The 14305-nt window shown below is 72.8% G+C and carries 10 protein-coding genes and 1 tRNA gene; 3 read left to right on the forward strand and 8 right to left on the reverse strand.

The features are described from left to right. Nucleotides 1-17 precede the first annotated feature (17 nt). The 7 genes from HLI28_RS00150 to HLI28_RS00180 form a co-directional block, all read right to left on the reverse strand. Nucleotides 18-1166 carry a bifunctional 2-methylcitrate synthase/citrate synthase gene (locus tag HLI28_RS00150; RefSeq protein ID WP_171245479.1) on the reverse strand — a complete coding sequence of 383 codons (1149 nt, stop codon included), beginning with the start codon at nt 1164-1166 and terminating at the stop codon, nt 18-20. A gap of 63 nt (nt 1167-1229) precedes the next feature. Continuing rightward, nucleotides 1230-2141, reverse strand: a complete 912-nt coding sequence (gene prpB / locus HLI28_RS00155; RefSeq protein WP_171245480.1) for a methylisocitrate lyase — start codon at nt 2139-2141, stop codon at nt 1230-1232. Beyond that, nucleotides 2141-3658: an MmgE/PrpD family protein gene (locus tag HLI28_RS00160; protein WP_171245481.1), complete on the reverse strand. Its 1518-nt coding sequence runs from the start codon at nt 3656-3658 to the stop codon at nt 2141-2143. The genes prpB and HLI28_RS00160 overlap by 1 nt, the downstream gene beginning before the upstream one ends. Before the next feature lie 166 nt (nt 3659-3824). Continuing rightward, on the reverse strand, nt 3825-4466 hold the full coding sequence (locus HLI28_RS15340; RefSeq protein ID WP_171245482.1) for a response regulator: 642 nt from the start codon (nt 4464-4466) through the stop codon (nt 3825-3827). Beyond that, nucleotides 4463-5773 carry a histidine kinase gene (locus HLI28_RS15850; protein WP_171245483.1) on the reverse strand — a complete coding sequence of 437 codons (1311 nt, stop codon included), beginning with the start codon at nt 5771-5773 and terminating at the stop codon, nt 4463-4465. The genes HLI28_RS15340 and HLI28_RS15850 overlap by 4 nt, the downstream gene beginning before the upstream one ends. A gap of 97 nt (nt 5774-5870) precedes the next feature. Next, a complete protein-coding gene (locus HLI28_RS00175) occupies nt 5871-6440 on the reverse strand; it encodes a hypothetical protein (RefSeq protein ID WP_171245484.1) in 570 nt (189 codons plus the stop codon). Between the two features lie 124 nt (nt 6441-6564). Beyond that, a tRNA-Arg gene (locus HLI28_RS00180) sits at nt 6565-6637 on the reverse strand. 124 nt (nt 6638-6761) lie between these two features. On the opposite strand from HLI28_RS00180, the gene argS reads away from it, so the two are divergent. Together argS and lysA are read left to right on the forward strand one after the other, a co-directional pair. Next, the gene (gene argS, locus HLI28_RS00185; protein WP_171245485.1) at nt 6762-8414 is read left to right on the forward strand and encodes an arginine--tRNA ligase; all 1653 of its coding nucleotides are present in this window, start codon (nt 6762-6764) and stop codon (nt 8412-8414) included. 8 nt (nt 8415-8422) lie between these two features. Next, nucleotides 8423-9814 (forward strand): diaminopimelate decarboxylase, encoded by a 1392-nt coding sequence (gene lysA / locus HLI28_RS00190; RefSeq protein ID WP_171245569.1) that lies wholly within the window; start codon nt 8423-8425, stop codon nt 9812-9814. A 169-nt stretch (nt 9815-9983) separates the two neighbouring features. Here the strand turns inward: lysA and HLI28_RS15690 are convergent, their stop codons facing one another. After that, nucleotides 9984-12674: a S8 family serine peptidase gene (locus tag HLI28_RS15690; protein WP_171245486.1), complete on the reverse strand. Its 2691-nt coding sequence runs from the start codon at nt 12672-12674 to the stop codon at nt 9984-9986. Nucleotides 12675-12934: 260 nt separating this feature from the next. Here HLI28_RS15690 and HLI28_RS00200 point away from each other — a divergent pair, with 260 nt between their 5' ends. Next, nucleotides 12935-14305: a homoserine dehydrogenase gene (locus HLI28_RS00200; RefSeq protein ID WP_171245570.1), complete on the forward strand. Its 1371-nt coding sequence runs from the start codon at nt 12935-12937 to the stop codon at nt 14303-14305.

The raw sequence follows: 14305 nt of genomic DNA on the forward strand, positions 1-14305 counted from the left end.
CTCCGCCGGCCGGTGGGTCAGGACCGAGGGACCTCGCGCCGCTCGTGGCCGACGTAGGCCGACAGCGGGCGGATGAGCGAGTTGGCCGCCTGCTGCTCGGCGATGTGCGCCGTCCAGCCGGTGATGCGTGCGGCGACGAACAGCGGGGTGAACGTCTCGGTGTCGAACCCCATGAGGTGGTAGGCGGGGCCCGCCGGGTAGTCGAGGTTCGGGTAGATGCCCTTGCGCTCCACGAACGCCGACTCCAGCGCCGCGTACAGGTCGCCCAGGTCCTGGCGGTCGAAGTGCGTCACGAGGTCGTCCAGGGCGGCCTTCATGGTGGGCACCCGTGAGTCGCCGTGCTTGTAGACCCGGTGCCCGAACCCCATGACCTTGCGCTTGGCGGCCAGGGCCTCGTCCAGCCAGGACTCGGCCCGGTCGGCGGTGCCGATCTCGGTGAACGCGTGCATGACGGCCTCGTTGGCTCCGCCGTGCAGCGGACCCTTGAGGGCGCCGACGGCCGCGACCACGGCGGAGTGCACGTCGCTCAGCGTCGAGGCCACCACGCGGGCGGTGAACGTCGAGGCGTTGAAGGAGTGCTCGGCGTACAGGATCATCGAGCGGTTGAACGCGTCGACGACCGTGGCGTCCGGCTCCTCGCCGAAGGTCATCCACAACGTGTTCGCCGCGTGGTCGAGGTCCTCGCGGGGATCGACCGGGTCCAGGCCGTGGCGGCGGCGCTGGGTGTAGGCCACGACCGCGGGCAGCTCGGCGAACAGCCGGACGGCGTGGTCCGCCGTCGTCTGCGCGTCGGCCAGCGACATCAGGTCCGTGCCGGCGGTCTCCCGGGCGCCGATGACGCTGAGGGCGGTGCGCACGTCGTCCATCGGGTGGGCGTCGGTGGGCAGCAGGTCGATCGCGCGGCGCACGTCGTCCCCGAGGGCCCGGTGCGAGCGCTCGGTCTTGCGCAGCGTCTCGAGCTCGGCGTCGGTGGGCAGCTCACCGTGCCACAGCAGGTGGGCGACGGCCTCGAACGGCTGGGTGTCGGCCAGGTCCTGCACGGGGTAGCCGCGGTACAGCAGCGAGTTCGACGCGGGGTCGACCTTGGACACGGCGGTGGTGTCGGCGTAGACGCCCGCCAGCCCCTTGTGGATCTCGGGCTCGTCGGTGGGGCGGGACTCGGTCATCGGTGCTCCTTTGCTCGGATGACGGCGCGGCGTGCGCGACGACGTGGGTGTCGGGCTCGACGGTCAGAGGTGTCGGTGACCCTCGAGGGAGAAGTCGTACACCCCGGCGTCGAAGGTGTTGTACGCCGGGTAGTCCAGCAGGTCGTACAGCTCGGCGCGGGTCTGCATGTGCGGCACCTGGGAGTCGAGCGACCCCTCGGCCCGCAGCGCCGCCAAGCCGCGGTCGGCGGCACCCATGGCCAGGCGCAGCAGCGAGACGGGGTAGATGACCATCGAGACCCCGGCGTCGCGGAGCTGGGCCGCGGTGAACAGGTCGGACTTGCCGAACTCGGTCATGTTCGCCAGCACCGGGACGTCGAGCGCGTCGGCCATCGCGGCGAACTCGTCGAGGTCGCGCATGGCCTCGGGGAAGACGGCGTCCGCACCGGCGTCGACGAGCGCCTGCGCCCGCTCGACGGCGGCCTCCAGGCCGGCACCGGCACGGATGTCGGTGCGGGCCATCACGAGCAGGTTCTCGTCGCGGCGAGCGGTGACGGCGGCCCGGATGCGCTGCAGGGCGGTGGCCTCGTCGACGACCTGCTTGCCGTCGAGGTGTCCGCAGCGCTTGGGATTGACCTGGTCCTCGATGTGCAGCCCGGCGACGCCGGCGTCCTCCATCGCCTGGACCGTGCGGGCGACGTTCATCGCCTCCCCGAAGCCGGTGTCGGCGTCGACGAGCGTCGGCAGGTCGGTCATCCGGGCGATCTGCCCGGCGCGGCCGGCGACCTCGCTCAGCGTGGTCAGCCCGACGTCGGGCAGTCCCAGGTCGGCCGAGACGACCGCGCCGGAGACGTACACGCCGTCGAACCCGTGCCGCTCGACGAGACGCGCCGACAGCGGGTTGAACGCCCCGGGGAGCTGCAGCAGCTCGTCCGAGCGCAGCCGCTCGCGCAGCGCGGCGCGCTTGGCGGCGGGGGTGAGCGTCGAGTACAGCATCAGAAGATCCCGCCCGGGAGGTCGGCGCCGGCCGCCGGGTCGGTGATCGGCGTGACGGTGAGCCCGGACAGCTCGTCGGCGCCCAGCTCCGGCAGTCGCTGCGCGACGTCGAGGAACCGGTCGATCTCCTCGGGGGCGAGGACGCCGTCGGCGAGGGACCGGAACTTGGCGACGTACTGCTCGCGTCCGAACGGTCGGGCGCCGTAGGGGTGCGCGTCGGCGACGGCGATCTCCTCGACGATCGTGTCGCCGTCGGACAGCTCGATCTCCACGCGGCCGCCGAACGACTTCTCGTCGGGGTCGGAGGAGTGGTAGCGGCGCGTCCACTCCGGGTCCTCGGCCGTGGTCACCTTGCGCCACAGCTCGACGGTGTCCGGGCGGGCGGCCCGCTCGGGGGCGTAGCTGGCCGCGTGGTCCCAGGCGCCGTCCTGCAGCGCGACGGTGAAGATGTACGGGATGGAGTGGTCCAGCGTCTCCCGGCTGGCGGTGGGGTCGTACTTCTGGGGGTCCCCGGAGCCGGAGCCGATGACGTAGTGGGTGTGGTGCGAGGTGTGCAGCACGATCGAGCGCACCGCCTTGGGCTCGCGCAGCTCGGGCCGCTCGGTGCCGAGCCGGCGCGCGAGGTCGATCCACGCCTGCGCCTGGTACTCGGCCGAGTGCTCCTTGGTGTAGGTGTCCAGGATCGCGGTGCGGTCCTCGCCCCGGGTGGGCAGCGGCACCGTGTACCGGGCCTCCGGGCCGGAGAGCATCCACGCGATGAACCCGTCGGTGCCCTCGTAGATCGGGCTGGGCGAGGTCTGGCCGCGCATGGCCCGGTCCACGGCCTCGATCGCCATCTTGCCGGCGAAGGCCGGGGCGTGCGCCTTCCAGGTGGAGATCTCGCCCTTGCGCGACTGCCGGGTCGCCGTCGTCGTGTGCAGCGCCTGGCCGATCGCCTGGTAGATCGTCTCGTTCGGCAGGCCCAGCAGCGTGCCGATGCCGGCCGCGGCGCTGGGGCCGAGGTGCGCGACGTGGTCGATCTTGTGCTCGTGCAGGCAGATGCCCTTGACGAGGTTGACCTGGATCTCGTAGCCGGTGACGATGCCGCGCAGCAGCTCGGCGCCGCTCCGGCCCAGGTGCTGGGCGACGGCGAGGATCGGCGGGATGTTGTCGCCCGGGTGCGAGTAGTCCGCCGCGAGGAACGTGTCGTGGTAGTCCAGCTCGCGCACCGCGACCCCGTTGGCCCACGCCGCCCACTCGGGGCTGGTGCGGTGCTCGGAGGCGAAGATCGTGGCGCCGGCGCCGCCGCGCGAGACCGGGTGCGCCTCCGCCTGGGAGCGCGCGGCGAGGATCGGCGCGCGGCCGAGCGACGCGGTGGCGACCGCGGCGTTGTCGATGATCCGGTTGATCACCATGTCGGTGACCTCGGGTGTCGGCTCGAGCTGCTCCGCCGCCACGTCGGCGATCTTCCAGGCGAGCTGGTCGGTGCGGGCGAGCGGCTCGTCGGCGCGGTACGTGCGGACGGTGTGATCGAGCATGGATCCTCCGGATCGCGGGGACGTCGGGGCGCACGACGTCGGCGTCGACGCCTGCCTCGGAGGTGAACCTAACGCGGACGGGCCGACGCGTCCACGTGGGTATCGGGTAGCACGGCCGTCGTGGCGGTCCTCGACGACGCACCGCAGAGCGGGCCGACGACGCGCGTCAGCGCACGAGCCCGGCCTCGTAGGCGGTGATGACGAGCTGGACGCGGTCCCGGCAGGAGAGCTTGCGCAGGACCACCGAGACGTGGGACTTCACGGTCTGGTCGCCGATGAACAGCTCGGCGGCGATCTCGGCGTTGGACCGGCCGCGGGCGACGGCCAGGAGCACCTCGCGTTCGCGCGGGGTGAGGGTGTCGAGTCCGGTGGTGTCGCGGGCCGCGGCCCTGACGGCGAAGTCGTCGACGAGGCGGCGCGTCACCCGGGGCCCGAGGAGCATCGAGCCGTCGGCGACGAGCCTGGCGCCCTCGATGAGGCGGTCGCCGGTGACGTCCTTGAGCAGGAATCCGCTGGCCCCGGCGCGCAGGGCGTCGTAGACGTACTCGTCGAGGTCGAACGTGGTGAGGATGAGCACGCGGGTCGCGGGATGCCGGGCGGCGATGCGTGCGGTCGCGGCGATGCCGTCGAGGACCGGCATGCGGATGTCGACGACGGCGACGTCGGGCGCCTCGCGGGCGACGACGGTCAGCAGCTCGGCCCCGTCCCGGGCGGTGCCGACCACGTCCAGGTCGTCGGCGGAGTCCAGGATCGAGGCGAATCCCTGCAGGACGACGGGCTGGTCGTCGGCGACGACGACGCGCGTCACGCGACCTCCTCGCGCTGAGGGAGCGGCGCCGTCGGGCCGTGGTCGGGGTCGGTGGGCAGTGTCACGACGAGCACGAACGCGGAGGATTCCACACCCGCGGTGAGCGACCCGCCGAGCGCCTCGACCCGCTCGCGCATCCCGGTCAGGCCACGCCCGGGCGTGACGACGGCGTGCGTCCGGGCGACGGGGTTGGTCACGCGCAGCCCGACACCCTGTGCCGCGCGGGTCAGCTCGACCGCGGTCGGCGCACCGGGCGCGTGACGCCGGGCGTTGGTCAGCGCCTCCTGCGCCGCCCGGTAGAGGACGTACCCCGGCGCGTCCGGCACGTCGTCGCAGCGTCCGGTCAGTGTGACGTCCTGGCCGGCGGCCCGCGCCTGGTCGACCAGGTCCGCGACGTCGCGCGCGGTCGGCTGGGGTGCCCGACCGGGTCCCGCGGTGCGCTGCAGCACACCCAGGACCTGGCGCAGCTCACCGAGGGCGGACCTGGCGTCGTCGGCGATCTCGGCCAGGACGTGCCGGGCGTCCTCGTTCAGGTGGGGGTGGGTGTACGGGGCGGACTCGGCACGCACGGCCACCAGGGAGACGTGGTGGGCGACGACGTCGTGCAGGTCGCGGGCCAGCCGCGCCCGCTCGGCCGCGACGGACTCCACCTCGAGCGCTTGCCGTTCCACGGCGGCCGCCCGGTCGCTGCGATGCCAGGACTCGCGGACGAGGCGGATCGCCGCTGCTGCGCCGACGACGACGGCGACCGCGACGGTGTAGATGCTTCCGGCTTCGACCATGCGTCCGCCGTCGACGCTGCCCGCGTTGACGGGTCCGATCGGCAGCATGGCCGGGACGCCGCTCAGTGCGTACCACCATGCGGTCGCCAGGGTCGCCGCGAGCGGGACGACGGCGCGACGCCAGGAGCCCTGCACCACCAGGCACGAGATCATCAGCAGGGCGAGCCACCAGCCCCACACGAACGTGCCGAGCAGCCAGACGGTGACGAACGGCCAAGCCGCGAGCGTCGTTGCGGTGAACGGACGACGGCGAGCGATCAGCACCGCGGCGACGCAGCTCAGGCCCGCAGCCCACGAGACCAGGGGCAGCAGGTAGCCGGAGTCCAGCCAGCTCGTTCCCAGCAGGAACGGGCCGTCGGCCACCTCCTCGACGATCCCGTCGCCCTGGGGCTCCATGGAGCGGTCCGGAGGAAGCCACAGCGGCGAGAACAGCAGGAACAGTCCGAGCACGGCAGCGAGCACGGCCGATGCCACCCAGCGGCGATCTGTGGTACTGGCCGGTGCGGGGGTCTCGTGGCTGCTCATGACGATGATCTTGTCCGGCGACGGACAGCCCGCACCACCCCCGCGCGGGGGAGCCAGCGCTCCCCGCGCAGGGCGACGACGGCGACCCGCGGCCTGCTCAGCGGCGCGGTCGATCGTCCTCGACCGCGACCTCCGTCGTCGCGGGATCCGGCGCCTGGCGGGCCCCCGGGCGCGCGACCGAGAGCACCGCGAGGACGCCGACGAAGACCGTTGTCACCGGGCTGAGCGCCCCTTGGCGCGTCCAGGTCACGGCGAGCGGGTCGGCCACCCCGCCGGTCACAGGGGAGGGGCCGCCGGACAACGCCGCGATGGGGCTGTACGGGAACTCGGTGGTCGCCGCGGCCCAGGCCGCCAGGGCGAGGACCGTCACGAGAGCAGCCCACACGGGCACCTGGTGCCACCGGGACGACGCCGTGCGCTGGCGCCACCAGAACGGCCAGAAGGCCAGGGCCGTCACGGCGGCGATGGCGAGCCCCTCCCACACCGGCGCTCGCGGGGGCACGATCGCGACCACCGCGCTGTCCCAGCCGAGGAGGGCTCCGGTGCTGATGCTCGAGGCCCGCAGGTCGAGGTACCCGATCGCCGTGACGTAGAGCGCCGCGCCGACGACCGCGGCGGCCGCTCCGAGCAGGACGCCGGGCGCCGTGGGCCGGTCCGCTGCGTGCATGGTTCGTCCTCCGCTCGACCGCCGTCGGTCACGGCAGCAGTGGCCCGAAGGTAGAGGCCCCGTCATGCGCGGGTCAAGAACGACGAAGTCCCCGGGTCGCGGACGACCCGGGGACTTGATCCGGTGCGCCTGGAGGGACTCGAACCCCCGACCTTCTGCTCCGGAGGCAGACGCTCTATCCACTGAGCTACAGGCGCGGGCGCCGGGAATCCGTCATCGCGGGGGACGACCGTCCGGCACGGTGCACGAGACTACCACCGCGAGTCGCCAGGTCGGAAAACCGTGCCGGGTCCCGCCGCGCGAGGCCGATAGAATCGCCCGGTGACACCCGACGAGCTCTCCGAAGCACTCAGCGCTGCCCTCGCCGCGGCCGTGGCCGACGGCACCCTCGCCCTCGACGCCGACGCCCTGCCGTCGACCGTCCACGTCGAGCGACCCAAGCAGCGGGAGCACGGGGACTGGGCGACCAACGTGGCGCTCCAGCTCGCCAAGAGGGCCGGCACGACGCCGCGGGCGCTGGCCGAGGACCTCGCCGGGCGCCTGGGCTCGACCCCGGGGATCAAGGCCGTCGACGTCGCCGGACCGGGCTTCCTCAACATCACGCTCGAGGCGGGCGCGGCCGGTGAGCTCGCTCGCACGATCGTCGAGTCGGGCGCCGCGTACGGCCGGTCCGACGCGCTGAGCGGACGCGTCATCGACCTCGAGTACATCTCGGCCAACCCGACCGGTCCGCTGCACATCGGGCACACCCGCTGGGCCGCGCTGGGCGACGCGCTCGTGCGCATCCTGCGCGCCGCCGGTGCCGACGTCACGGCGGAGTACTACATCAACGACGCCGGTGCCCAGATGGACCGGTTCGGCGAGTCCGTCCTGGCCCAGATCCGCGGCACCGAGGTGCCCGAGGGCGGCTACCGTGGCGAGTACGTCGCCGAGCTCGGCCGTCAGGTGCTGGCCGCCCGGCCGGAGATCGTCGACCTGCCCGAGGACGAGGCGGTGGCGCTCGCCCGCGAGGAGGCGTACCGGCTCCAGCTCGCCGAGATCCGCGACGTGCTGAGCTCCTTCGGCGTGCACATCGACGTGTGGTTCTCCGAGCGGAGCCTGCACGAGTCGGGTGCCGTCACGCAGGCCGTCGAGCGGCTGCGCGAGCAGGGTCACGTGTACGACGACGGCGGGGCGGTCTGGCTGCGCACGACCGACTTCACGGACGACAAGGACCGCGTGCTCATCCGGGCCAACGGGGAGCCCACGTACTTCGCGGCCGACGCCGCCTACTACCTGTCCAAGAAGGACCGGGGCTTCCCGGGCAAGATCTACCTGCTGGGCGCCGACCACCACGGCTACATCCACCGGCTCAAGGCGATCTCGGCCGCCGCCGGGGACGACCCCGCGGAGAACATCGAGATCCTCATCGGTCAGCTCGTGTCCGTCCAGGGCGCCAAGCTGTCCAAGCGGGCGGGCAACATCATCGAGCTGCGCGACCTCGTCGAGTGGATCGGGGCCGACGCCGTGCGGTACTCCCTGTCGCGGTACCCGGCGGACACCCCGCTCGAGCTGGCCGGCGAGGAGATGCTCAAGCAGTCCAACGACAACCCGGTCTTCTACGTCCAGTACGCCCACTCGCGCACCTGCGCCGTGGACCGCAACGCGGCCGACCGCGCCGTGCGCCGCGAGGACGGCTTCGACCCGTCGCTGCTGGACCACCCGACCGAGGCCGTCCTCATCGGCCGCCTCACCGAGTTCCCGCGGATCGTCGCCCAGGCGGCCGAGCTGCGCGAGCCGCACCGCATCGCCCGGTACCTCGAGGGCCTCGCCGCGGACTACCACAAGTGGTACGCCGAGTGCCGCGTCCTGCCGTACCCCGACGAAGCCGTCGAGGACGTGCACCGGACCCGCCTGTGGCTCAACGACGCCGTGCGTCAGGTCCTGGCCAACGGCCTCGACCTGCTGGGCGTCAGCGCGCCGGAGCGGATGTGACGGGGGCGCTGCCCGCCGGCGGCCCGGACGCGGCCGGTACGCCGTGGCCCTCGACCGCCCGCCGCCGCGCCGACGGTGAGCTCGAGGTGGGCGGCGTCGGTGTCCGCGCCCTGGCCGCCAAGCACGGCACCCCGGCCTACGTCCTCGACGAGTCCGACTTCCGCGCCCGGGCCCGCGCCTATCGCGAGGCCTTCGAGGCGGAGTTCGAGCGCATCGGTGCCGGCGTCGACGTCTACTACGCCGGCAAGGCGCTGCTGACCGTCGCCGTCGCGCGCTGGGCCACCCAGGAGGGGCTGCGTGTCGACACGGCCTCGGGCGGCGAGCTCGCCGTGGCGCTGCGTGCCGGTGTGCCCGGGGCGGCGATCGGGCTGCACGGCAACAACAAGTCGGACGACGAGATCCTCGCCGCCCTGGAGGCCGGTGTCGGCCGCATCATCGTCGACTCCCGGGTGGAGATCGACCGGGTCGCCGACCTGGCCGCCGCCCGGGGCGTGGTCGCACCCGTGATGCTCCGCGTCACCACCGGCGTGCACGCCGGTGGGCACGAGTACATCTCCACCGCCCACGAGGACCAGAAGTTCGGCCTGTCGGTCACGGCGGGCGACGACGGCGAGACGTCCCCGGCGCTCGCGGCCCTCGAGGCGATCGTGGCGCGGCCCGAGCTCGAGCTGCTCGGCATCCACTCGCACATCGGGTCCCAGATCCTCGACCCCTCGGGCTTCGAGGCCGCGGCGCGGGTCGTGCTGCAGCTGCGCGCCGACCTGGCGGGTCGCACGGGTGTGCTCGTCGAGGAGGTCGACCTGGGCGGCGGGTACGGCATCGCCTACCTGCCCGCCGACGAGGCGCTGGAACCCGCACCGGTGGCGCAGGACGTGGCCGCGGCGGTCGCCGCCGTGTGCACCGAGCTCGGCACGCCGCTGCCGCGGTTCTCCATCGAGCCCGGGCGGGCCGTCGTCGGACCCGCAGGACTGACGCTCTACACCGTCGGGACGGTCAAACCGGTGACGGTCTCCGGCAGCGGCACCGACGACGAGACCTTCTCGCGGCTCTACGTGTCCGTCGACGGCGGGATGAGCGACAACATCCGCCCGGCCCTGTACGGCGCGGACTACCACGCGGAGGTCGTCGGGCGCGTCTCCGACGCCGCGAAGGTCCTGTCCCGCGTGGTGGGCAAGCACTGCGAGAGCGGCGACATCGTCGTGCACGAGGTCCTGCTGCCCGCCGACGTCCGCGCCGGCGACCTGCTGGCGGTGGCGGCGACGGGTGCGTACGGACGGTCGATGGCGTCCAACTACAACGCGCTGACCCGCCCGCCGGTCGTCGCCGTGGCGGACGGTTCGTCGCGGGTCCTGGTGCGGCGCGAGACGGTCGAGGACCTGCTGGCGCTCGACCTCGGCTGACCCGGTCGCCCCCTCCCGCGACTCAGGCCACGTCGCCGCGAGTCAGGCCGTCTTTCCGCGAGTCAGGACGAAACGCGCCGAGTCAGGACAGCCTCCGGACGAGCTCCCACGGACGCGGAACGGCCCCGCCCCCTGCAGCAGGGGACGGGGCCGTTCGTCGTGCGGACCGTCAGGGACGGTCGATGGTGAACTCGGGGGACGTCCAGGTCTCCCAGTGGTCGGGGTTCGACCGGTCACCGTTCGCCTTGAGGGCGTCGATCTTCAGGCTGTACTCGCCGTCCTTCAGATCCTTGGTGACGGTGGTGTTGCCCCTGGTCTTCGTCACGGTGCCGTCCCAGACGAACGCCTGGACACCGGCGGACGACTCGTTGCGACCGAGCGGGCCCAGGTCCGCGGCGACCGTGAAGGAGCCCTTGACGCGGTCCTTCGAGTCGATGACCGTCAGCGTGAAGTCCTCGACCTGGTGGTCGAAGTGGGCCAGCACGTACGGGTAGTCCGGCAGACCGTCGACCCACTCGAGGGAGAAGGTCTCGCCGCCGGCCTCGCTGTACGAGCCCATCGGGTCGATGCAGTCGAACTCGACGAACTCGGCGCACTCCGAGATCCGCGAGATCCACGGGACGTCGACCATCTCGCCGTCGCCGAGGTCGATCGGGGTGATCGCCTCGATGTCCTGGTAGTCGCCGTCGAAGCCGGCGTAGGGGACCGAGGTCTCCGAGCCGTCGTCACCGGTGATCTCGATGAACCCGCCGTAGAGCACCTGGTAGCCGTCGAAGCCCGGCGAGGTGATCGTGACGTCCACCTCGGCCGACTCCCCGGCAGGCACGGTGACCTCGGTGTCCGAGAACTCCGCCGTGCCGGCGATGGTCGAGAGCGTCGGGGCGAAGGTGTCGCCGTAGGTCGCCAGCGCCGTGGTGTGGCCCATGGTGTAGGTCACCTCGGCGTCGGAGTCGTTCGCGACGGTCAGCGTCGTCGTGACCGGCTCGAAGACCGGCTCGCCGTCGACACGGTCGACGACGGACTCACCGAGCGAGATCTTCGCCGGGGTGACCGAGGTCGTCGCGGCGTAGGCGGCCGGGACGTCGATCAGGCCGGCACCCTGGCCGTGCACGGTCTCGACGTAGGCACCGGCGTACAGGACCGGCTCGGCCGTGTTCTGCAGCAGGTCCCGCATCTCGGTGGCGGCGATCTCCGGGTCCGCCTCGAGCAGCAGCGCGGCGGCGCCGGCGACGTGCGGAGCGGCCATCGAGGTGCCCGACAGCGTGGCGTAACCGCCCTTGGCCAGCGGGTACGTCGAGCGGATGTTGCCACCCGGCGCGGCCAGGTCCGGCTTGAGGGACAGGTCCGGGGCCAGGCCGTAGGAGCTGAAGTCGCTCTTCTCGCCACCCGTGGGGCTGACGACCGAGACCGTCTCGTCGGTCCAGGTGAGCGTGACGGTCTCGCCCGCGTCCATCTGCGCCTTGAGCATGTCGCCGTCGGCGAGGCTGATGCCGACGCCGGGGACACCCTGGTCGGTGACCCCGCCGCCGTTGAACAGGCCGGGGATGTTGTTCGCGATGACGACGGCGGTCGCACCGGCGGCCACCGCGGAGGCGTACTTCTCCTCGAACGTGCAGCTGCCGCGGTCGACCAGGGCGGTCATGCCCGTGGGGTCGGCGAGCAGGGTGTCACCCATCGTGTCGACGCAGCCGCGACCGACGTGGACCATCGCGTCGGTGGTCTCACCGGCCGTCGGAGCGGCCACGGTGGAGAGCACCGTGTAGGCCACCGGCTCGCCCGAGGGGTTCGCGACCGCCTTGGCGGCGTCGGTGTTGGTGTTGTCGACCGACGCGACGCCGATGACCTTCTCGCCGACGCCCGGGGCGCCGGCCGAGTAGACGCCGGAGCGGCCGGAGTTGCCGATGGAGGCGGCGACGATCATGCCCGCGTCCACCATGGCGTTCGAGGCGCTCGCCGTCGGGTAGCTGGGCCAGGTGAAGGCCGAGCCGATGGACATGTTGAGGATGTCCATGTCGTCCTCGAGGGCCATCTCCATGGCGGAGATCATGATGTCGGCCTCGGTGGAGCCTTCGCAGCCGAACACCCGGTAGGCGCCGAAGGTGACCTCGGGGGCCACGCCGACGACGTCGCCGTCGGCACCGACGATGCCGGCCACGTGGGTGCCGTGACCCTGGCAGTCCATCGGGTCGCCGTCGGGCTGGGGGACACGCGCGTCGGCGTCGGGGGACCCGGCGTCGTAGGCGTCACCGACGAAGTCGTACCCGTAGGCCACGCGCTCGGTCGGGAACTCGCCGCCGCCGAAGTCGGGGTGCGCGTAGTCGATGCCGGTGTCCATCACGGCGACCTTGACGCCGGCGCCGGTGAGGCCCAGCTCGTTCTGCGCCACGTCGCTGCCGGTCATCGCGAGAGCCGTCGCCATGTCGGGGATCGCCGCGGTCTGCGGCTCCGGCACGGAGAGCTGGACCATCGGGTAGATGGCCTTGACGCCCTGGGTCGCCTGGAGGCGGCCGAGCTGCGAGCTGTCCATGTCGATGGAGAACCCGTTGAACAGGCTCGTGAACTCCTCGCGCTCGGTGTAGTCGACGCCGGCCGCGCCGGCCGCGTCCTTGAACGCGGAGTGCTCGCGGCTCACCTGGGCGCGCGAGCTGCCCTGGGCGGTCGGCGGGCTCTCCAGCTCGACGAACCAGGCGCCGGGCGTCTCGTTGACCAGCGTGTCCTCGTCGCCGGCCGGGGCGGTGTGCACCGGGGCCAGGGCTTCCGGGCCGTCGGGGTCGTTTGCGGTCGCGATGCTCGGCAACGCCACGGTGGTGGCAGCGAGGCCGAACGCGGCGAGCGCGCCCACGACCGGGCGTCGTCGCATGGTGATGCGCACAGTGTCCTCCCAGATTGGGTTGATGTGGCGCACACACTAAGCGTGATGTGTGACACAGGTGTATCGGGCAAGTGTGCATGGCATCACACTGTGACCGGATCGTGATGTCCGGGACCGCCGTTCCAACGATCGGCGTCACGATGCGGACGGCGTGTCCGGCCGGGACCCGTGCGCGGCTATCCTGAGCCTCGATCCCGCACGTTCGAAGTGAAGGTGGCCCCGTGCCCGCTGCAGACCACCGGCCCGCCGTGACGGCGCCGTCGGACCCTGACCGCCGTGAGCGACGCCCCCTGCGCGTCGCTCTGCTCGGGTGCGGCGTGGTCGGCACCGAGGTCGCCCACGGCCTGCTGGAGAACTCCGCCGAGCTGGCGGCCCGGGCCGGTGCGCCGCTCGAGGTGGTGGGCATCGCCGTGCGGGACGCCTCGCGGGAGCGCGAGGGCGTCCCGGCGGCGCTGCTGACCGAGGACGCCGAGGCGCTCGTCGACGCGGCCGACGTCGTGGTCGAGCTGATGGGCGGCATCGAGCCGGCCCGCACCCTGATCCTGCGGGCTCTCGAGCGGGGCGCCAGCGTGGTCACCGCCAACAAGCAGCTGCTCGCCGAGCAGGGGCCGGTGCTGTTCGAGGCGGCGGACACCGCCCGCGCCGACCTCTCCTTCGAGGCCGCCGTCGCGGGTGCCATCCCGATCGTCCGACCCGTGCGCGAGTCGCTGGCCGGGGACCAGGTCCAGCGGGTGCTCGGCATCGTCAACGGCACCACGAACTACGTGCTCGACGAGATGACCACGCAGGGGCTCGACCTCGAGGACGTCGTCAAGCGCGCCCAGGAGCTCGGGTACGCCGAGGCCGACCCCACGGCCGACGTCGACGGCTACGACGCCGCGGCCAAGGCGGCCATCCTCGCCTCGCTCGCGTTCCACACCCGCGTGTCGATCCACCAGGTGGCCCGCGAGGGCATCCGCCACATCACCCGGGACGACGTCGAGTGGGCCCGTCGCACGGGGTACGTGCTCAAGCTGCTCGCCATCGCCGAGCGCACCGACGAGGGCGTCGCGGCGCGGGTCCACCCGGCGCTGGTGCCGACCGACCACCCGCTGGCCGCCGTGCGCGGGGCGTTCAACGCCGTCTTCGTGGAGGCGGAGGGTGCCGGTCCGCTGATGTTCTACGGCCAGGGCGCCGGTGGGCGTCCCACGGCCTCGGCGGTGCTGGGCGACGTCGTCTCGGCGGCCCGCGACCGGCTGATCGGCGGCAAGGGCCCGCACGAGTCGGCGTACGCCTCGCTGCCGGTCCTGGCGGCCGACGCGGCGATCACGCGCTACCAGGTGCGGCTCGAGGTGGCCGACCGCACCGGTGTGCTCGCCCAGGTCGCCGGCGTGCTGGCGGACCACGGCGTCTCCATCGACACGGTGCGCCAGAGCGAGGCCCTCACCGCAGCGTTCGAGGCCGAGCCCGCCTCGGAGCCCGCGCCGGGTGCGGTGCGGGACGAAGGCGAGCCCGTGGCCCGCCTCGTCATCACCACCCACGCCGCCCGGGAGGCGTCGCTCGCCGCGACGGTGTCCGCCCTGCGCGACCTGGAGCCCGTCCGTCAGATCACGTCCGTCCTGCGAGTCGAGGGAGTCTGA

The sequence above is a fragment of the Isoptericola sediminis genome (assembly GCF_013085345.1).
GTDB lineage: Bacteria > Actinomycetota > Actinomycetes > Actinomycetales > Cellulomonadaceae > Isoptericola > Isoptericola sediminis.